We start from the raw sequence: 20,792 nt of genomic DNA on the forward strand, positions 1-20,792 counted from the left end.
GTGAAACCGTGGAGCGCGACCGTCCGAGGGTCATTTCGTCGATCAATCCGTGAACGATTCCCCTGTTTGAGGCTCGCGCATGACGGTCGAACCTCAGAACACGGCGGTCGGGGCCCCAGGGCGCGCAGATAAAGGTCTCGAACGTCACGATGAGAGGCTCAAGCGTCGGGGGTGAAACCGTGGCGTTCGACCCTTCAACGCCGGCACGCCGCAAGTCACTCCCTGCGGACGACGAAACGCAAGCGGGCAGCCTCCTTTCGAAGGCCGCCCGCGTTTTCCCCTGTCGATCTTTCTACTTCAGCGCGCTGCCTCAGGTCCCCATCGCCGGGTCGGACACGCCGTCCTTGCCCGTTTCCATGCGACCGGCAAAGCGCCGCGTGAAGCCGCCTTGCGGCACCGTCACCGTAAAGTCGTACCAGTTGCCCTGGCGCGCGATCGGCCAGTGCTGGTCGAGCTGCTTGCCGGCCGGGATGTCGAACGTCCACGGGCCGTCGGTGCGGTAGGCGTTGGGTTTGACGGTGAAGGTGCAGCCGGCGGTGCCGGTGTTCATCATCGTGACGTAGACCTCGGCGTTGGCCAGGTCGTAGCACACGCGGATTTCCGGCGCGCTCGAACCCGCTGCCGACACGGCACTTACATCGCCCGAGAACGCGCGGTGGAAGCCGTTGGGGCCGAGCACCCACAGGTCGTACTTACCCTTGTCGGCGGTGAACACGTCCCACGCATCGTCGAGCATCTTGCCGGGCTCGACCGCATAGCGGCGCGGCACGCGGTCCAGATGCAGGCGGTCGTACACGTGGAAGACGGCGGCGGCCGTGCCGGTGTTGCTGAAGATCAGGCGCAGCGCGCGGTTGGTGGCGTCTTCGCGCGCGCTGACGTGCAGCTCGTACGGCAGCGCGCGCGAGGGGCGGGTGCCGGTGGCTTGTGTCGGCATCTGCTGCGCCGTAACGGAGGGCAGGGGCACCTGCGGCTTCAATCCTTGCGCGGTGCGGATGGAGTCGGCCGTTGCCTTGTCGCGGCTGGGCAGCGTCGGCAGCGTCTCGTTGTTCGGGTTGACGAAGTTGAAGGCGCTGGTCAGGTCGCCCAGCACCGCGCGACGGTATGCACTGATGTTCGGCTCCTTGACGTTGAAGCGCAGCTCCAGGAAGCGCAGCACCGAGGTGTGGTCGAACGCCTGCGAGTTGACCCAGCCGCCGCGGCTCCACGGCGAAACGATGTACATCGGCACGCGCGGGCCGGGGCCATAGGGGTGTTGGTCCGTGTGGTATTCGCCGGCCGTGCTGACCGTCGATTTGCCGGCCAGCACGCCGTTGTCATAGGCGGGGGCTGCGGGCGGCGGCGCGTGGTCGAAGAAGCCGTCGTTTTCATCGAAGTTGATGAACAGCACGGTCTTGCTCCACACGGCCGGGTTGGCGGTGAGTGCGTTGAGCACTTCCTGCGTGTACCACGCGCCCTGCACGGGGCTCGACGGACCGGGGTGCTCGGAATACGTGGCCGGTGCCACGATCCACGACACCTGCGGCAGAAGGCCCGCGGCGATGTCGTCCTTCAGCGCTTGCAGGAATCCGCCGTCGGGCATGGTGTTGCCGACACCTTTGATGAGCGGGCTGACGGTCTCGTCGGCCGGTGTGTACGGCGGGAACGGGCTGCCGTCGGCCAGGTTGCCGCGCGCGGCGTTGGCGTCGCGGTACGCCTTGAAGCCGGCGAGCGGGTTGTCGGTGAAGTTGTCCGGCATGTTCTGGTAGACCTTCCACGACACGCCGGCCGTTTGCAGGCGCTCGGGGTAGGTCGTCCAGTTGTACGTGACGCCGGCGTCGAGGTGGTCGCCGCTGTTGTCGATGACCGGGCCGCCCGCAGCGCCGGTCGGGTCGTTCGTGCCCGTCCAGTGGAACAGGCGGTTGGTGTTGGTGCCGCCGTGGAACGAGCAGTGGTACGCATCGCACAGCGTGAAGGCGTTGGCCAGCGCGAACTGGAAGTCCAGCTCGGCCTGCTTGTAGTAGCCCATCGACTGCGTCTGCTTGTAGGTCGGCCACTTGCTCATGCGGCCGAGGTCCCATGCGTTTTGAGCATCGGGGTAGCTGTGCGGCGTGCCCGAGACGCGCTGCGCGTTGCCGGCGCTGCTGTCGAGGTAATACGGCAGCACGGTGCGGCTCGGCCCGCTGCTGGGCACGTAGGTCTGCTGCCAGACGTTCAGCCCGCCGGCCAGGGGGATGGGGAAGCGGTCGCCGAAGCCGCGCACACCTTGCAGCGTGCCGAAGTAGTTGTCGAACGAGCGGTTCTCCTGCATCAGGATCACCACGTGTTCAACGTCACGCATCGTGCCGGTGGCGTTGTTGGCGGGAATCGCCAGCGCACGGCGGATCGACGGCGGGAAGGCGGCGAGCGCAGCGGCGGAAATCGCGCCCGTGCTGGCCATCTTGAGGAAGTTGCGGCGGCTGCCGTTGTTGGCGTGGTTCGTGTCGGAAGTCATGTCGGTCTCAAACGCAAGTCGATGGGAAGCCGCGCGTTACGGAGCGCAGTGCAGGGTCGGCTTGTTGGCCGGCGGCTGGCCGGGTTGATCGGGCTGGGCGGCGCCGGGGCCCGTGCTCGGCGTGCCGTCGTTCGAATCGCCGCCGCAGGCCGACAACGACAAGGTGGCGGCGCACAGCAGCACGGCGGCCAGCCAGTGCGGCCGCGCGAGAGGGTTGATGAAAGGCTTCATGAGCGGTCTCGTTTGGGTTGGGGGAGGGGATCAGGGGTTCAGCGTCGACAGCGGCTGGTGCGAGCCGTTGATCGTCTTGAGTTCGTCCAGCGTCAGCCGGCGCGTCCACATGGCGAGGTCGTCGTAGGCCATCACGCCCTTGAGCGAGCCCGGGTTGTTGGGCACGTAGTTGTGCGTGGCGTCGTCGTTCAGGCCCCAGACCTTGGTGGCCAGGCCATTGAGCTTGGTGACGTCGGTATTGGCGATGGCCTTGTCTTCCACCTTCTGCACGCCGAGCACCGGGTCGAGGATGTAAGCGCTGAAGCGCTTGGCCTGCGTGTCGACCGATAGGGCGAGATACGCCCACTGGTTGGCGCTGAACTTCATGCCCTGGATGTCGTCGCGCTTGCCGCCGCTGCCGAGGTTGAAGCGCACTTCGCAGCCGCCCCACAATCCGATGGCGATGCCCGCATTGGAGCCGGAGTAGTAGTCCTTGTTGGCGAGGATTGGCTCGCCGGTGCCGTTGCCCTGCGTGCAATCCGACTTGACCCAGAAGCCAATCGTGAACTGCGGGCTCTGCGCGATGTCGGCGCCGTTCTGCGTGAGCTTGTAGGCGTCGATGCGCGAATCGACCGAAAGCGCCGTGCCGCCGAACGGGTCGGCCGTGGCCGAGCCACCGTCGATGCCTGCCACCCACGGGCCGATCGTCGAACTGGCTTTGCGGTCGGAGGGCGGCAGCGGATCGAAGCTGTAATACGTGGCCAGGCCGTTGGTGAGCGACGTCGCCAGCGGCGTCGGCGCAACGTAGGCGATCTGCGCAAGCATCGACACCGGCACGTTGTTGCGCACCAGCGTGTAGTTGATGCGGTAGATGCCGCTTGCGGTGGCGATGTTGCTGTCGGTGTACTGCGTGGCCGTGGCGGGCAGTGTGGCGACCTGCTTGCCGTCGCGCAGCACGGTGATGGGGCCGCTCGCTGCTGTCGGGTTTTGCCAGTTCAGCACCAGCGATGCGCTGTACGCGCCCACAGTGCTCTGGACGTTGCGCACGCCGATCGCGTTGGCGGTGAGCGCCGCGCCATCCAACTTGTGGGCGGTAGCCGGCACGGCGGCGTTCAATTGCGCCAGCACGGTCGGCACGATGTCAGCCTCGCTCGGCAGGGCCGCCAGCGTGGCTTCCGACGTGGGCGCGGCCATGCCGTTCTTGCCGAGCACCGGATTGACGCTCTTGTTCAGCGCGATGAACGCGGTGCGGTTTTCCAGCGTCGGCGCCGACGTGGTGGCGCCTGTGGCGTCCAGGCCGTGGCTGGTGGTGACGACAACGAGCCAGTCTTCGTTCGGGTTGGCGGTGCGGCGCTGGGCGATGGCGGCTTGCAACGTGCCCAGCGCCTGATCGACGTTGGCCAGCGCAGCCGCGTACGCATCGCTTTGCAGGCCCGAGGCCAGCGCGGCGGCTGCCGGCGCCGTGTATTGCGCGAAGACGACGTCGTAACCCGACTGCACCAGCTTCACGCTGTTCTGCGTCACGCAGGTGTCCACCTGGGCGCAATCGACGAGCGTGTCGAGATTGCCGGCTTGCTGATCCGCCTTGAGCAGCGCGGGCAGCGTGGCCGAGCTGACGGCGGCGCCGAGCCGTTGCGTGGTGCCGGCCGCCTTGGCTGCGCTGCGCGCATAGCTGAAGACACTCGGGGCGGCCAAGGTGGTGACGGTGTCATCCGTCACGCTGTGGCGGTTCTGCCAAGTGCCGGTCAGCACGGTGGCCCAGCTTGGCGTGTCCAGCGGCGGCTGGGCGGTGGTGGTGCCCAGCGTGCCGCCCGTCGAAGCCGGCATCACCGCCAGGGCGCCCAGGTTCGGCAGGCTGCGCTGCAGGAGCGCGCTCTGCACCTGCGCATAGGTGGCACCGTCTACGCCGACCACCAGCACTTTCTTGCTGGCGCTGGTGGTGGGCGCGTCCGTGCTGCCCTGGTTGGCGATGGGGCTGCTGTCGCTACCGCCGCATGCGGTCAATGCGGTCGCCAGCGTCGTGGCGACGGTGGTGCTCAGCGCGGCCGTCAGCAGGCGGCGCGCGGGGTGATTCCAAGCCATGTCGATTTCCTCGGTCGTTGTACGCAGCGATGTGTTGCCGCTGTGATTGCGCTCCCTGCAATGCGACCGAAGCGTAGGGTGGGGGCCTGTCGCTCAAGTGACAGCCGCGGCAAGAATGCTGATGCCGCTATTCGGATTTCTTGAGCGGGTGGAATGTCGAAAAAGGCCCCGGGGGCGGTAGGCGTGCACCGGTGCAGTGCACCGCACACATGCCCCTACCGTGGATGAGGTGACGTCTATTGAACTTGCGGCGTCGATAGAAAGAATTATTCTGAAGAGACGGTCATTGCGACGCCGCACGTCAGTCCCGCCGACCCTTTGTGCAGACTGGCGTAGCGGGTTTGCGGCACCGCATTTGCGGGTGAAAAATAGCCCTCTGCCCCCACCTGTCAAGTCTAGGCAAATTCGATTGGGCCACTATACTTAGCGTCAATCCCGGAGTTGGACACTAGATGTAGTGGTCGCTTTCCGGGATTCTTATTTCAGCGCCACGCGGGGGCGGGCGTACGGCAGGTCGAGCCGGCGCTTGGGGGCTGAGGAAAGGCAGGGGTCTTTTCCGTCTCATTTCTCCGCGTAGCGCAAGGATTCGCCCAGGGTGCTTCACCCCCGGCGCGCCAATAAAACGAACGGTTCAACAGGAGTCCACATGCAGACGGCCCAACCAGAAATCCACTCCGGCACCGCCAACCCCTCCCAATTTGCGCAAAGCGCTGGCGGCACGGCCGCTGCCCCCAGCACTGGCTACGCGGACTACAAGATCATCCGCCGCAACGGCGCCGTGGTCAGCTTCGAGCCTTCGAAGATCGCCGTGGCCATGACCAAGGCCTTCCTCGCCGTGAATGGCGGGCAGGGTGCTGCTTCCGCGCGTGTGCGCGAGCTGGTCGACCAACAAACGCAGAACGTCGTGCGCGCACTGCTGCGCAGCCGCCCGAACGGCGGCACGTTCCATATCGAAGACGTGCAGGACCAGGTGGAACTGGCCCTGATGCGCTCGGGCGAGCACGACGTGGCCCGCGCCTACGTGCTGTACCGTGAGCGCCGCGCCCAGGAGCGCGCGCAAGCCGGCGAAACCCAGCAGCAACCGGCCTTCATCGGCCTGAACGTGACCGACGGCGGCATCACCCGCCCGCTGGACATGGCGGCGCTACGCAACGTGATCGTCTCGGCCTGCGAAGGTCTGGGCGAAGCGGTGGACCCGGAGCCGATCCTCAAGGAAACGGTCAAGAACCTGTATGAAGGCGTGCCGATGACGCAGGTGTACGACTCGGCCATCCTGGCCTCGCGTACCCTGATCGAAAAGGACCCGGCGTACAGCCAGGTCACGGCGCGCATCCTGATGCACACGATCCGTCGCGAAATCCTCGGCGAAGAAGTCACGCAAGCCGAAATGGGCGCGCGTTACGTCGACTACTTTCCGCAGTTCATCAAGCGCGGCATCAACGCCGAGCTGCTCGACGACAAGCTGGCGCAGTTCGACCTGGCGCGCCTGGGCGCGGCGCTGGACGCCTCGCGCGACTTCCAGTTCAACTACCTCGGCCTGCAGACGCTGTACGACCGCTACTTCCTGCACATCAACGAAACCCGCATCGAGATGCCGCAGGCATTCTTCATGCGCGTGGCGATGGGCCTAGCGCTGAACGAAATCGACCGTGAAGCCCGCGCCATCGAGTTCTACCAGCTGCTGTCGTCGTTCGACTTCATGTCGAGCACGCCGACGCTGTTCAACTCGGGCACGCGCCGTTCGCAGCTCTCGTCGTGCTACCTGACCACCGTGTCGGATGATCTGGATGGCATTTACGAGGCACTGAAGGAAAACGCGCTGCTCTCCAAGTTTGCCGGCGGCCTGGGCAACGACTGGACCAACGTGCGTGCGCTCGGCTCGCACATCAAGGGCACGAACGGCAAGAGCCAAGGCGTGGTGCCGTTCCTGAAGGTGGTCAACGATACGGCCGTGGCCGTGAACCAGGGCGGCAAGCGTAAGGGCGCTGTCTGCGCGTACCTGGAAACGTGGCACCTGGACATCGAAGAATTCCTGGAACTGCGCAAGAACACCGGCGACGACCGCCGCCGCACGCACGACATGAACACGGCCAACTGGATTCCGGACCTGTTCATGAAGCGTGTGATGGAAGGTGGCGAGTGGACGCTGTTCTCGCCGTCCACCTGCCCGGACCTGCACGACAAGGTTGGCAAGGCATTCGAGCAGGCCTACCTGGCCTATGAAGACAAGGTCGCGCGCGGCGAGATCAAGCTCTTCAAGAAGATGCCGGCGCTGCAGCTGTGGCGCAAGATGCTGGGCATGCTGTTTGAAACCGGCCACCCGTGGATCACGTTCAAGGATCCGTGCAACATCCGCAGCCCGCAGCAGCACGTGGGTGTGGTGCACAGCTCCAACCTGTGCACGGAAATCACGCTGAACACGAACGACAGCGAAATCGCCGTGTGCAACCTGGGTTCGGTCAACCTGGTCGCCCACCTGGTCAAGCAGGCGGACGGCAGCGTGGTGCTCGATCACGAGAAGCTGAAGAAGACCGTGCGCACCGCCATGCGCATGCTCGACAACGTGATCGACATCAACTACTACGCGGTCAAGAAGGCACGTGACTCCAACCTGCGTCACCGTCCGGTCGGCATGGGCATCATGGGCTTCCAGGACGCGCTGCACGTGCTGCGTGTGCCGTACGCCAGCGATGCAGCGGTGCAGTTTGCCGATACCTCGATGGAAGCCGTGTGCTACTACGCCTACTGGGCGTCGACCGAGCTGGCCGAAGAGCGTGGCCGCTACAGCAGCTACAAGGGCTCGCTGTGGGATCGCGGCATCCTGCCGCAAGACTCGCTCAAGCTGCTGGCCGAAGAGCGTGGCGGCTACCTGGAAACCGACATGTCGTCGACGATGGACTGGGACAGCCTGCGCGGCCGCATCAAGCAGTTCGGCATGCGCAACTCGAACTGCGTGGCGATCGCCCCGACGGCAACGATCTCCAACATCATCGGCGTGTCGGCCTGTATCGAGCCGACGTACCAGAACCTGTACGTCAAGTCGAACCTGTCGGGCGAATTCACGGTGGTCAACGACTACCTGGTGCGCGACCTGAAGGCACGCGGCCTGTGGGACGAAGTGATGGTCGCCGACCTGAAGTACTTCGACGGCTCGCTGGCCCGCATCGACCGCATCCCGCAAGACCTGCGCGACCTGTATGCAACGGCCTTCGAGGTGGAGCCGACGTGGCTGGTGGAAGCGGCATCGCGCCGCCAGAAGTGGATCGACCAGGCGCAGTCGCTGAACATCTACATGGCCGGCGCGTCGGGCAAGAAGCTGGACGACACATACAAGCTGGCGTGGCTGCGTGGCCTGAAGACCACGTATTACCTGCGCACGATCGGCGCCACGCACGTCGAGAAGTCGACCGTGTCGCGCGGCACGCTCAATGCGGTGTCGTCGGGTAGCGATGTGGGTGGTGTGTCGGCTGCAGGCGCATCCGGCGTGACTTCGGCCGCACCGACCAGCGCACTGGACGCCGCTGCTGCCACTGCGCAGGCCATGCCGGAAGCTGAAGGCGCCGTGTGCACGATGCGCCCGGGCGACCCCGGTTTCGAGGAATGCGAAGCCTGCCAATAAGTCAAAACAGTGTCTGAGGTTGCTCCCGCGCAAGCGGGGGGGCCGTGACCTGAACGACACTGGACTCGCGCTCCGAAAGAGCGGGAGCGACGAGCAAAGAATTAGGAGAAACACATATGCTGAGCTGGGACGACGACGTCAAACCTGCCGCACAACCTTCGGCTGCACCGCAGCCGGTGTATCAACCGCAGCCGCAACTGCAAACGGCCACCGCTGACCAGGGCGGCGTGCTGCCCCCGTCGGCCACCGCGGCTGCGGGTACCGGTATCCTCGGCAATAACCCCAACGCTGCCGCTGCGCAAAGCAACCGCCGCGTGAACGCCGCCGACAAGCGCGTCATCAACGGCGCGACCGACGTCAACCAGCTGGTGCCGTTCAAGTACAAGTGGGCCTGGGAAAAGTACCTCGCCGGTTGCGCGAACCACTGGATGCCGCAGGAAATCAACATGTCGCGCGACATCGCGACGTGGAAAGACCCGAACGGCCTGACCGAAGACGAGCGCCGCATCATCAAGCGCAACCTGGGCTTCTTCGTGACGGCCGACTCGCTGGCCGCCAACAACATCGTGCTGGGCACATACCGCCAGATCACCGCACCGGAATGCCGCCAGTACCTGCTGCGCCAGGCGTTTGAAGAGGCGATCCACACGCACGCGTATCAGTACATCGTTGAATCGCTGGGCCTGAACGAGGCCGAGATCTTCAACGCGTATCACGAAGTGCAGTCGATCCGCGACAAGGACGAGTTCCTGATCCCGTTCATCGACACGCTGACCGATCCGTCGTTCAAGACCGGCACGCCTGAGAACGACCAGAAGCTGCTGAAGTCGCTCATCGTCTTCGCCTGCATCATGGAAGGCCTGTTCTTCTACGTCGGCTTCACGCAGATCCTGGCGATGGGCCGCCAGAACAAGATGACCGGCGCTGCCGAGCAGTACCAGTACATCCTGCGTGACGAGTCGCTGCACTGCAATTTCGGTATCGACCTGATCAACCAGATCAAGCTGGAGAACCCGCACCTGTGGACGGCCGAGTTCAAGGCTGAGATCACGGAGCTGTTCAAGAAGGCTGTCGACCTGGAATACCGCTACGCAGAAGACACCATGCCGCGCGGCGTGCTGGGCCTGAACGCGCCGATGTTCAAGGGCTACCTGCGCTTCATCTGCAACCGTCGCTGCCAGCAGATCGGCCTGGACGCGCTGTTCCCGAACGAGGAAAACCCGTTCCCGTGGATGAGCGAGATGATCGACCTGAAGAAGGAGCGCAACTTCTTCGAGACGCGCGTGATCGAGTACCAGACCGGCGGCGCGCTGTCCTGGGAGTGATCTGAGCCACAGGCTCGACCCGCATCAACGTAAACAGGCGACGCACCACGCGTCGCCTGTTTGCATTTGGGGCGGTCGATTCACGTGCGTGCGATTGCGCCGCACCTGTCAGGCATGGCAGGCTGCGGCAACCACTGCACCGGGATTCCCGCCATGACGGTCGAAGCTTTCTTCTCGCAGACCTACGATGAAGCCCGCGGCAAGTTCCTCGCCGCTGCGCAGGCCCGGGGGCTCCGCATCGAGCGTCATCTGCATCCGGATGCGGTCGGGCCATCCGGCGAGCAGCTTTCCATCGACACCGCACTGCTTGCGCCCGCGCAGGCTGAAGCGCTGCTGATCGTCACCTCCGGCGTCCATGGCGTGGAGGGGTTCTGCGGCTCCGGTTGCCAGACCGGCTTGCTGCAAGACAACGAACTCTTCGCGAGGCTGGCCGCTGGCAAGGTCTCGCTGCTGCTGGTGCACGCGGTCAATCCGTATGGGTTTGCGCACCTGCGGCGCGTGAATGAAGACAACGTTGACCTGAACCGCAACAGTGTCGACTTCACCGAGGCCGCTTCCGCCAACCCTGCCTATCTGGAAGTCGATCCGCTTTTGCTGCCGCGCACGTGGCCGCCCAGCCAGGCGGATCAGGCAGCGTTGCAGCACTACATGGTCACCCGCGGCGAGAAAGCCCTCCAAGACGCCGCAACGAGCGGCCAGTACCGCGTGCCGGACGGCATGTTCTACGGCGGCAGCGCGCCGTGCTGGAGCACGCTGCAGATACGCGGGATCGTGTCGCGGCATGCGGCAGCCATGTCGCAGCTGGTGTGGATCGATCTGCATACCGGGCTCGGCCACTACGGCCACGGTGAGAAGATTTTCAACAGCCCCGATCCAGCCGAACTAGAGCGCGCCATGCGCACCTGGGGCGCCGATGTCCGGCCGATTGCGGCAGCGGGTTCGGTCTCGTCAGTCGTCAAGGGCGATCTGGTGGGCGTCGCCTACGAACTGCTGCCCGGCGTTGAGAAGACCTGCGTGACGCTGGAGTTCGGCACGCTCGCACCGTTGGCGGTGCTGCAGGCGCTGCGCGCCGATCATTGGCTGCATCGCCATCCGGAGCAGGGCGCTGGGCAGCGCGCCGGCATCCGCCAGGCACTGCGTGATGCGTTTTATTGCGACGTGCCGGAATGGAAGGGGATGGTCTACGCGCAGACGCGCATGGCTGTATTGCAAGCCGTGGCGCGGTTTTCCGGCTAGCTTTGGACGGGCTTGGGCGCCCGCACCGTCAGCGCGCACCCCGCCGACGCGGCGATGATGGCCAGGATTGCAACCCACTGGCGCCCCGTCAGCTGTTCGTGCAGCACGATCGCCCCGGCCAGCGCGCCGATGGCCGGCTCCAGGCTCAGCAACACGGAAAACGTCTTGCCCGGCAGGTGTTTGAGCGCCACCATCTCGAGCGAATACGGGATCGCGCTGGACAGCAGGCCGATGCCCAGTCCCGCCAGAATGAGCGATGGCGCAAGCAGCGCCGACCCCGCCTGCGCCACGCCAAATGGAATCGCAAACAGCGCACCGACCAGCATGCCGATCGACGTCGCCTGGCCCGCATGCAGGCCACCGAGGTTCTTGCCCGTCAGGATGTAGAGCGCCCAGCACACGCCGGCGGCCAGTGCATACACCGCGCCCAGATGGTCAACCTGACCGACCGACTTGTCGGCCACCGTCAGCATCAGCAGGCCGACCACGGCCAGCCCGATCCACACGAAATCCAGCGCGCGGCGCGACAGCAGCACGGCCAGCACCAGCGGGCCCGTGAATTCGATGGCGATCGCAATGCCGATCGGCAACCGCTGCAGCGACAGGTAGAACAGCAGGTTCATACTCGCCAGCGTGACGCCATACAGCGCGATGCGGCCGGCATCGGCGCGACTCAGGTGCAGGCGCCACGGCCGCCAGAACGCCAGCAGGATCACCGCGCCAATCGTCACGCGATACGTAACGGTGCCTGCAGCGCCCAGCACCGGAAACAGCGTCTTGGCGAACGAGTTGCCGAGGCAGACGGAGGCCATCGAACCCATCAGTGCAAGGATGGGCATCCAGGGGGAGGTCGTCGTCGTGGAAGCGTTGGAGGCGGAAGCAGCGGAAGACATGAGCGACAGCGGAGGGACGGCAGAAAGCGCGGCAGGGCAACGCCACAGCATAGCCGCGCGCCGCTGAGAAATCGTTGCGTTCTCGGCGGCGCGGGCGTCGCTTTTTATCGAATTGACGAACTTACAGGGCGGCAGCGCTGGGGCGGATCACGTCGATCAGCAACACGCGCTGGCCTTCGCGTTCGCCGTCGGGGCGCGGGGTCACACCGCGCTGCGGGCGCGGGGCGGCGAGCGGTGCCGGGTCTTCGGCGCTCATGCCAAAGACGGCCAGTTTGGATGCCGCGATGCGCTGCAGCGTGCCGCGCACACCTGGCACGTCGAGGTCTTCGGGATCGAAGCCGGTGGTGGCCGTCCAGTCGTCGCGGGCGATGTCCTGCAGGCCGTTGGCCATCTCGAACTGCAACGACGCGCCAAAGCCCTTCTGCAACGAGTGCGAGCCGAGCAGGTATTCCGCCGTCAGGAAGCCGCGCAGCCGCGTCCAGAACGCCAGCGAGCTGATATTCCCGCTCTTGAGCGCGTGGCTCGGGGCGACTTCCCAGCTGTGGTCCAGCAGCTTGTTGATGAGGCGGCCCCAGGTCGGCACGTCGGTGCCGGCGGAGCAATCTTCGCCGGGGCCTTCCGGGCGAGCGAGCTGGCGCAGCAGGCCGGTGAACGAACCGGAACTGGGCCGTGCGCCGCCAGCTTGCGCACCCGAGGGCCAGCGCCATTGCAGCGGCGAGGCCGGCCGTGCGCCAGGCCATTGCGCGTACTGCTGCAGGCCCGTGCAGGGCGTCAGGTAGCGCCACTGGCGCTGGTCGCGGCCAACGCGGCGCAGAGGGTCCAGCTCGGCCGACAGGTCGAACTTGCCCAGGAAGGTTGCGTTGCGCGATTTGATCGGCGAACGCGCATAGACGTTGAAGTCGGGCCAGCCTTCATACAGGTTGATCTGCGGCAGCGCGTGGTGCTTGTCGAGCGCATCGTCGGGCTGGTCGATGCGGCGGCTGGTGAGAAACAGCGCGCGGCAATCGAGCGTGGGCACCGCGCCGCGCAGGCGCAGCAGCACGAGCAGATCGCCGAATTCCGCCGGACGGGCTTCGGCGCGGGCCGGGTAGGCGTGCGGCTGCTCTTCGGGCCAGAAGGTGGTCAGGCGCAGGGCCGCACCCGGGAACGCACTTCGCAATCCTTGCCTGAGCAGGCGCAGGCCATCGGCGTGGCGCAGGATGCGCAGGACGGAAAGATCGTCGCGCAAGGCGGCGTCGGGGTGGGGCGCGCGGCCGCCGTGCTCTGCGGCCAGCGCAAAGCGCCACAGCGCGGTGTCGCTGGCCAGATCCTGTGCAGCGACATCGCGCACGGCACTGGAGCGGCCGCCGGACATCGGCTCATGGGCGTCGCCTGCAGTGTCTCCTGCTGCGGCATAGACGCTGGTGGTCGACCCGGCAATCGCGCCAAAAGGGCCCCTCAATGGCGGCCGGTTGCGCTCGGGCATGGCTATTCCAACTTTGTTTTGTCAACTCTCTGGCGCGCAGCATAGCACCATGCGACACACCAGAGAACGGCGCGGCGCCCCTCCCCTCGTTGGGGAATAGCGCATGAAATTTCGGCGATCAGACGGTGCGGAACGACGCCACCGCGTCGCGCAGCACCTGTGCCTGTTCTTCAAGCGACAGCGCAGCGGCCGCGGCCTGCTCGACCAGCGCGGCGTTCTGCTGCGTCACCTCGTCCATCTGGCTCACGGCTTGGTTAACCTGCTCGATGCCCGAGCTTTGCTCTTCGGAGGCCGAGCTGATCTCGCCCATGATGTCGGTCACGCGCTTGACGGCGATCACCACCTCGTCGATCACGCTGCCCGCCTCGGCCACCAGCGTGGTGCCGTTTTCTACGCGGCCAACCGAATCGCCGATGAGTTCCTTGATCTCCTTGGCCGCCCCAGCCGAGCGTTGCGCCAGGTTGCGCACCTCACCGGCCACCACGGCGAAGCCGCGGCCCTGTTCGCCTGCGCGCGCGGCCTCGACCGCGGCATTGAGCGCCAGGATGTTCGTCTGGAACGCGATGCCTTCGATCACGCCGATGATGTCGGCAATCTTCTTGCTGCTTTCGTTGATGCCCGCCATGGTGTCGATCACACGGCCGACCACCTCGCCGCCCTTGGCCGCGATGTCCGACGCGTTGACGGCCAGTGTGCTCGCCTGGCGCGCGTTGTCGGCGTTCTGACGCACGATGCTCGTCAGCTCTTCCATGCTCGACGCGGTTTCTTCCAGCGACGAAGCCTGCTCTTCCGTGCGCTGCGACAGATCGGCGTTGCCGGCTGCGATCTGCTTGGTGGCACTCGCGATCGAGTCCGCTGATGTCTTGATATGGCTGATGGTGCCGGTCAGTTGCTGCTGCATCTGCGCCATGGCGACCAGCATGCTGTCGCGGTCGTCGGTGCGGGTTTGCACGTGCGCGGCCAGGTCGCCACCGGCAATGCGGCGTGCGACCTGGGTGGCGTAGCTGGGCTCACCGCCGAGCCCGCGCTGCACGTTGCGGATGATGAGCGACATGGCCAGCGACACCGCGCCGCCCACCAGCAGAATGACGATCAGGTTGGAGATGAGCGAATGGCGATACGCTGCATCCACTTCCTGCAGAAAAACGGCGCTGGAGATGTTCCAGTCCCAGGGCGCAAAGTGCTTCACGTAGCCGATCTTCGGCAATGCAGTCTCGCTGCCGGGCAAGCGGCCTTGGTATTCGGCAAAGCCGAAGCCCTTGTCTTTGGCGGCGTTGACGATGGTCGGGTAGACCGGTTTGCCGGTCGGGTCCTTGAAGCCTGCGGTGCTCTTGCCGACCATGTCGGCCAGCGTCGGATGCATCAGCAGGATGAACTGTGAATCGACCACGAACAGATAGCCGGTCGAGCCATAGCGCATCGACGCGAGCGCCAACAGCGCGGCTTTCTTGGCATCGGCTTCGCTCATGGCGCGGGCTTGTGCGCGGCCGTGATACAGCTTGGCGATGCCTTCGGCGGCGTCCACCAGGTTTTGCAGCCCGACCTTGCGTTCGTCGAGCATGGTCGCGCGGGTCTCCATCGCGCTCCAGATGCCAACGCCAATCAGCCCCAGCCACATCAGGGCGAGCGCCAAGCGCAGCTTTGCTTTGAGTGTCCACTGTCGCATGTCGCGTTTTCTCCACTTATTGTTTGACGACTCCGCAACGGTGTAACGGCGAGGGAGTGGCCTTCTTTAGTGGATATACCGCGCGCGCAGTGTGCGGATTTCCGCAAAAAGAAGGCGCCGGCTTGCACCGGCGCCCGAAGAGACGGCGCCCACCCACAAGGAGGGGCACCGCCGCGCGTTGGGAGGTTTCGCTATCGGCGGTCGATCATTGCTCGCGAATCCAGGTCTGCGTACGGCCCAGCAGGCTGATGCCCAGGAAGCCGCGCACATTCAGTTTCTGACCGTCTTCCGACAGCGACATCTTGGCGCTGTAGACCTTGCCGTTTTCCGGGTCCAGGATCTGGCCGCCATCCCAGTTGTTGTTGCCGTTCGGCTTCAGGCCCGTCAGGATCGTCAGGCCCTTGATCGGCTGGTCCTTGCGGTCGTCCGTGCACTTGGTGCAGGTCTTGTTCTCGTCGCCAGGCACGAGGATCTTGCTGACCTTGCCCGAGAACGTGCCGCCGTTATCGACAATCGTCACTTCGCCTTTCTGTTTGCCCGTGTTGTCGTCGATGGTCTTCCAGGTGCCGGCGGGGCTGGCTTGCGCGAAAGCGCTGCCGGCTGCCAGTGCGAGGGCCAGTGCGCTAGCCAGGCGCGCGAGAGAGTGGGGGGTATGTTTCATCGTGGAGTCTCCTTGTTGTCAGTCAAAAGAATCGGTGAGGGCTGATCGATGATGTCGGCGCAGGGATCAATGCGCGCTCAACGCACCGGTCAGGGGTGACAGCGGATTGCTGCCGGAGGTGCCGGCGGCGTTCGTGACGCCACCCAGCGCATTCGTGATCGGGGCGAGCGGGTTGCCGCTACCGGCTGCGCCGCTCAGTGCGCTCGTGACCGGCGCCAGCGGATTGCTGCCGCCGCCGAGGCCGCCACCGAGCGCGCCCGTGATCGGTGCCAGCGGATTCGTCGAGCCGCCGCTACCGCCATTGACCAGGCCACCGGCGCTGGCCACCGTGCCCCCGACGGCGCCGACCACACCGCCCACGTCAGCCGTGAGCGGGTTGCCGCCAGCCGCGCCGACTTGTGCCCCAGCGCTCTGCAGACCGCCGCCAACCGTGTTGAGCGCACCGGCCAGCGGGCCACCGAGCATCGTTGTGCTGCCGACCGTCTGCGTGCCCTTCACCACCTGCGACGACAGCGGCACGATCGCGTTGCTGGTCTGCTGCGTGATCTGTTGCACCGGGCCACTCGACGTGCCAATCGTGACGAGCCCGCCAGCACCCTGCATCACCTGACCCAGTGCAGACACACCGCTGCCCACCGGCGACGTCACCGGATTCAGCGGCGCCAGCGGGCTGCCGGCGGCACCCAGATCCGAGACGGTTTGCCCAGCGTTGCCGACCGTCACCCCGGCGGAGCGGATCACGTCACCCGAGCTTTGCACCGTGGTGCCGACCGGGTCGGGCGTCGAGCCGATCTTGCCGAGCCCATTGCTGATGCCGCCGCCCAATGTTTGGACCGTATTGCCGGCAGACGTGACTGTCGCACCCAGATCCTTCTGCGCCGCCGTGCCGCCGATGACGGGCACCGACGCCGTGCCGATCGTCGTGCCAAGGTCGCTGACGGTCTTGCCCGTCTGCGTGACCACGTTGCCGCCACCTCCGGCCACGTTGCCGACCGGCACTGCACCTGGGTCGTTGTTGGCCGACGACGAGGGCGTCGTATCACCGTTCGGATTGCCACCCGAAGCGCAACCGGCCAGCGTCAGCACGGCCACAGCGGCCGCTGCCAACAGCGTGCGCGATGCCGCAACGGCGGACAACGAAGCGGAAGAAGAAGTGTGGAGCGGGTTCTGAATTTTCATGGTGAGTCTCCTTGTAAGCGCGGCCCGTACCGCGTGTCACCGCCGGGTCAGAAGAACGCGCATCTGGCGTCCAGCGGGTAGCATCCGCCTGCGTTTGCTGTCGAATGCAAAGAAAGTTCTACAGAGCAGTGGCTAGTGATGCGCGCCGGATGTCACACCCGACAGCACACCGCCAACCAATCCGCCCAACGTTGTGCCGACGCTGCCCAATCCCCCCAGCGGACCGGTCGTGGCGGTACCGCTACTGCTGACCGCGCCAACCGAGCCGAGCGCACCCGCACCCGGCAATCCCGCCGTGAGCGAACCGACTGCCGTCGTGACCGGCGACAGCGCACCACCGAGTGCACCGGTCAGCGCACTGCCCGGCGTACCACTCGCGGCAGACGGCGCCGCTGGCGAGACCATCGTCGACAACCCGGTGGTGAGCGAACCGAGCGCACCGACCGTGTTGCCCAACGTCGACACCAGCGCATCACCCTTGCCGGCCGTCGTGATCGTGCGGCCCTCGCTGCCGAGCGCGCCGCCCAGCGTCGCCAGCACGTTGCTCACTGGTGCGCCCAGGCCCGTGGTGGCGCCCAGCGTTTGCGTGGCGGAAGTCAGCGTGCTGGTGAGCGGCACGATGGCGGTGATGGTGGTGGTCGTCACCTGCTCGACAGGGCCGGTCAGCGTCGCGATGGGCGTGCTGCCGGTCGATCCGGTGCTACCCGTTGCATTGCTGCTGTTGTCGTTCGACCACGTGGGCGAGGTCGATGCAGTGATCGCCGGCTTGGATTGCGAATCGCTACCGCCGCCCAGCGACGTACCCATGTCGCCGCTGCCCGAATTCGCGCAGCCGGCCAACACGACGAGCGATGCCGTCGCCAGCACGCACTGCAGAAACACTCCGCGCTTCGGCGGATTCGATTTCGACAAGAACGCTTGATCGCGCATCTTGTGCCTCCACTACTCAGAACAGAACGCTTGTGTTGGACCCCTTCTGTCGTGCGCTCTTTGCTCGTCGGGTTTGTCGTCGCCAGGCTGTGGGGTTGGCGACGACCTCCCTGTCTTGTCACGGGCCACGCGCTGGTCCGTGCCACACCGCGCGATCGATGCCGTGCTCATGTGGTGAGCGGATCGTGAAGTGAAACCGAATGGCATGACAATCAGCGCCAACCTGACACCCGGATATGCGGTTGCAGCAATTCGCGAACATGATTCCGAATAAAACGCCACGGCACGCCATTCTTCGGGCAACAACCCCGCAGCAAAATTGGCCTCTAGATTGCCGTAGAACAATCCTTCTATCGTCGTAAAACAGCGTCGTTTCAAACGCGATTGCGTGAAGTTTTCAGCGGTTGCTGAGCAGGGTTTTCCCGCGATCGACGTTCGGATGAGCGTCGTGCGGGCCGCGCTGTCGAGGCCATGCGCGCACGCAATTCAGCATCGTCACGATCCGATGTCAGCGTCGCATGCATCGACATCCATCCCGCGTGCGCGGATCGATGTCGCGCTCATGCATGCGTCGATGCTTCGGCCCATCGCAGCGACCTCGCGCATCGGATGCGCGGCACGCGATTTGCGGGTGCTGCACGCATGCAGTTGGTCTTCGCAATCGCATCGACATCGCGCGGTGCCGATCGAAGGTGAGCGCGATGTGTCAGCAGCGTCGATCGACATGCTCCGCACGTCGATATGCACGCGTCGATCGCACCGATCGCACGCGTATGGACGTGTTGAGTGCGAAAAATTCGCGCGCGTTGTCGCATCTACGCATCGTTTTTTTCGACGCGCATCGCGCAGCTCGCACGTCGTCGCGCACGACGCTGCCGAATGCGCACGAGCCGCGTGCGCGCGTTCACGATGCATGCGTGCACAACATCGTGTGTTGCTGTAAACCAGCATGAACACTGGGTTTGCGGGACGCGTGTGTCAACGTGGAGCAACGTCGCAACGTGATGTCACGACGCAAGAAAATGCGCATTCGCGACAGCGATCTGCGCGCATGCGCGATGCGAATCGCAGCGACGCACAGACGCAGCGCAATCCTTCACCAAAACTCGCCGCGCTTTTTGCATAAATCTCTTAACATCACCGCGCAAACGAATTATGATTCGCCTTGACAAGACGTTGACTTCGATGCAAGGAAGCTTCGCGCGATCAACGACGATGAAGTTCCAAGCGGCAAGTGAAAGGTAGTCGAGGAGCGTAACCACTTTGATGCACGCCACGCCGACAGGGCTGTTCGAACTCGGTGCCGTCTCTGCGATCCCCCCGTCGGGATGGGCGTACTACCCCCAAAAGAAAACGCGCGCTCTCCAGTTTTTCGCTGTCCGCAAAGTCACGCTGCACGCGGCTTTGCGGTCCACGCAGCGATTCGCGCAAGATCAGATTTCGACCGGTGTGGCCACGATGCCCCGGTCCTCTCAATTGATGAAGACTCGCCGGATGCAATCTGTCTGGCCGACTGCGGTTGCGCTTGTGCGCGCGACCGAGGCGTGCAACTTGCTGCGTGTGTTTGCCGCGCAAGGCGCAGATCTTCCTACCGAATTCATTAGCGTGCGACTGCCGTTGGGTGGTGCGCCGATGAATCGCTCGCTCGGTTGGTCTGGCGATGCCAATGCATCGTGGGATCGGACCGGTCGGGTTGCTCAATCTCGATAGTTCGATACCCAATCTTGAAGGAGTTTCCCATGGCAACTGCTGCTAAGAAGAAACCGGCCGCCAAGGCCCCGGCCAAGAAGGCCGCTGCAAAGAAGGCTCCGGCCGCCAAGAAGGCTGCTGCGAAGAAGGCCGCTCCGGCCGCTAAGAAGGCTCCGGCCAAGAAGGTTGCAGCTAAGAAGGTCGCTGCCAAGAAGGCACCGGCCAAGAAGGCCGCAGTGAAGAAGGTTGCAGCCAAGAAGGCTCCGGCCAAGAAAGCTGCAGTGAAGAAGGTTGCCGCCAAGAAGGCTCCGGCCAAGAAAGCCGCAGTGAAGAAGGTTGCCGCCAAGAAAGCTCCGGCTGCGAAGAAGGCTGCTGCTAAGCCTGCTGCGAAGAAGGCTGCCGCCAAGAAGGCTCCGGCCGCGAAGAAGGCTGCTGCTAAGCCTGCTGCGAAGAAGGCTGCCGCCAAGAAGGCCCCGGCTGCGAAGAAGGCTGCTGCCAAGCCTGCTGCGAAGAAGGCCCCCGCGAAGAAGGCTGTTGCCAAGCCCGCTGCTGCTCCGGCCGCTGCACCTGCTGCACCTGCTGCCAAGACCGCGCTGAACCCGGCTGCGGCATGGCCGTTCCCGACCGGCAACCGTCCGTAAGCCATTCTTACGACGGTGATCCTCCGGGACCACAGCGGCGCGCAGGTCGCGCCCACCTGATCGGATACTGCGTATCCGGTCCGCAAGACCTCAGTGTCTTGCACCGCCCGCCGATCGGCTCACGCCCCGGCGGGCTTTTTCTTGCCCGAGCGTCGCGCATACGTTTCTCGCGGGTATAAAAAAACCGCACCGGCGCGATGCCGATGCGGTGTTTCCGATAAACCCCTCGGCCTATCGGCCCGGCGTTGTCGATCAGTGCGTGACGCGCGTCACGCCACCCGATGAGAGCAAGCGCACGCGCTCACCAGGGCGGAAGGCCTCGTCGGCGTCTTGCGTGATGGCGCGGTACTCGCCGTTGTCGAGCTTGACCGTGATTTCCAGGCCCGGACGCTTGTTCATCTGACCCTCCAGCGCGCTGCCTGCAACGCCACCGAGAATCGCACCGAGCACACCCGCCGCCACCGAGCCGTTGCCGCGCCCGATGGCTGCTGCCGAACCGATGCCGCCGATCGCGCCGCCGGCAATGGTGCCAACCCCAGTCTGCTCACGGTCGATCACGACATTGCGCACGGAATCTACCGTACCGAAGCGCACGGTCTGCTCGCGCTGCGCCTGACCGGAGGTGTAAGCGCTGTTGGAATTGGTGCCCATGGCGCAGCCTTGCAGGCCAAGGGCGGCGACCAGCAGAGTCGCGGCGCCGATGCGATAGATGGGTTTCATGTTGAT

General features: G+C 65.1%; 14 protein-coding genes. 4 read left to right on the forward strand and 10 right to left on the reverse strand.

The genetic code is table 11. The features are described from left to right. Nucleotides 1–310: 310 nt before the first annotated feature. From BM136_RS13820 to BM136_RS13830, 3 genes are read right to left on the reverse strand one after another with little or no spacing between them, the layout of a single operon-like run. The gene (locus tag BM136_RS13820; RefSeq protein ID WP_092972386.1) at nt 311–2,470 is read right to left on the reverse strand and encodes a phosphocholine-specific phospholipase C; all 2,160 of its coding nucleotides are present in this window, start codon (nt 2,468–2,470) and stop codon (nt 311–313) included. 36 nt (nt 2,471–2,506) lie between these two features. Next, nucleotides 2,507–2,701, reverse strand: coding sequence for a hypothetical protein (locus BM136_RS13825; RefSeq protein ID WP_092972387.1), 195 nt, complete (start codon nt 2,699–2,701; stop codon nt 2,507–2,509). Between the two features lie 30 nt (nt 2,702–2,731). Next, nucleotides 2,732–4,762, reverse strand: a complete 2,031-nt coding sequence (locus BM136_RS13830; RefSeq protein WP_092972388.1) for an alkaline phosphatase family protein — start codon at nt 4,760–4,762, stop codon at nt 2,732–2,734. A 646-nt stretch (nt 4,763–5,408) separates the two neighbouring features. On the opposite strand from BM136_RS13830, the gene BM136_RS13835 reads away from it, so the two are divergent. The 3 genes from BM136_RS13835 to BM136_RS13845 all read left to right on the forward strand — a co-directional run bounded on the left by BM136_RS13835 (nt 5,409) and on the right by BM136_RS13845 (nt 10,942). After that, the gene (locus BM136_RS13835; protein ID WP_092972389.1) at nt 5,409–8,381 is read left to right on the forward strand and encodes a ribonucleoside-diphosphate reductase subunit alpha; all 2,973 of its coding nucleotides are present in this window, start codon (nt 5,409–5,411) and stop codon (nt 8,379–8,381) included. 116 nt (nt 8,382–8,497) lie between these two features. Further along, on the forward strand, nt 8,498–9,706 hold the full coding sequence (locus BM136_RS13840; RefSeq protein WP_092972390.1) for a ribonucleotide-diphosphate reductase subunit beta: 1,209 nt from the start codon (nt 8,498–8,500) through the stop codon (nt 9,704–9,706). A gap of 153 nt (nt 9,707–9,859) precedes the next feature. Continuing rightward, nucleotides 9,860–10,942 (forward strand): M14 family metallopeptidase, encoded by a 1,083-nt coding sequence (locus BM136_RS13845; RefSeq protein WP_092972988.1) that lies wholly within the window; start codon nt 9,860–9,862, stop codon nt 10,940–10,942. Here the strand turns inward: BM136_RS13845 and BM136_RS13850 are convergent. The 6 genes from BM136_RS13850 to BM136_RS13875 form a co-directional block, all read right to left on the reverse strand. Beyond that, nucleotides 10,939–11,835, reverse strand: coding sequence for an EamA family transporter (locus BM136_RS13850; protein ID WP_175537138.1), 897 nt, complete (start codon nt 11,833–11,835; stop codon nt 10,939–10,941). The genes BM136_RS13845 and BM136_RS13850 overlap by 4 nt on opposite strands. Before the next feature lie 121 nt (nt 11,836–11,956). After that, entirely contained in the window at nt 11,957–13,300 is a 1,344-nt protein-coding gene (locus BM136_RS13855) for a peroxidase (protein ID WP_092972392.1), read from the reverse strand. Between the two features lie 118 nt (nt 13,301–13,418). Beyond that, nucleotides 13,419–14,966: a methyl-accepting chemotaxis protein gene (locus tag BM136_RS13860; RefSeq protein WP_092972393.1), complete on the reverse strand. Its 1,548-nt coding sequence runs from the start codon at nt 14,964–14,966 to the stop codon at nt 13,419–13,421. Between the two features lie 205 nt (nt 14,967–15,171). Further along, a complete protein-coding gene (locus BM136_RS13865; protein ID WP_092972394.1) occupies nt 15,172–15,627 on the reverse strand; it encodes a DUF2147 domain-containing protein in 456 nt (151 codons plus the stop codon). A gap of 66 nt (nt 15,628–15,693) precedes the next feature. Further along, a complete protein-coding gene (locus BM136_RS13870) occupies nt 15,694–16,806 on the reverse strand; it encodes a collagen-like triple helix repeat-containing protein (RefSeq protein ID WP_092972395.1) in 1,113 nt (370 codons plus the stop codon). A gap of 132 nt (nt 16,807–16,938) precedes the next feature. Further along, nucleotides 16,939–17,736, reverse strand: coding sequence for a collagen-like triple helix repeat-containing protein (locus tag BM136_RS13875; RefSeq protein ID WP_092972396.1), 798 nt, complete (start codon nt 17,734–17,736; stop codon nt 16,939–16,941). Nucleotides 17,737–19,475: 1,739 nt separating this feature from the next. Between BM136_RS13875 and BM136_RS13900 the strand changes: the two genes are divergently transcribed. Continuing rightward, complete coding sequence (locus BM136_RS13900) at nt 19,476–20,066, forward strand: histone H1-like DNA-binding protein (protein WP_092972400.1); 591 nt, start codon at nt 19,476–19,478, stop codon at nt 20,064–20,066. A gap of 252 nt (nt 20,067–20,318) precedes the next feature. Here BM136_RS13900 and BM136_RS13905 read toward each other — a convergent pair whose 3' ends face one another. Then, entirely contained in the window at nt 20,319–20,786 is a 468-nt protein-coding gene (locus BM136_RS13905) for an outer membrane lipoprotein (RefSeq protein WP_009241557.1), read from the reverse strand. Nucleotides 20,787–20,792 lie beyond the last annotated feature (6 nt).

Source organism: Ralstonia sp. NFACC01 (assembly GCF_900115545.1).
Lineage (GTDB): Bacteria > Pseudomonadota > Gammaproteobacteria > Burkholderiales > Burkholderiaceae > Ralstonia > Ralstonia mojiangensis.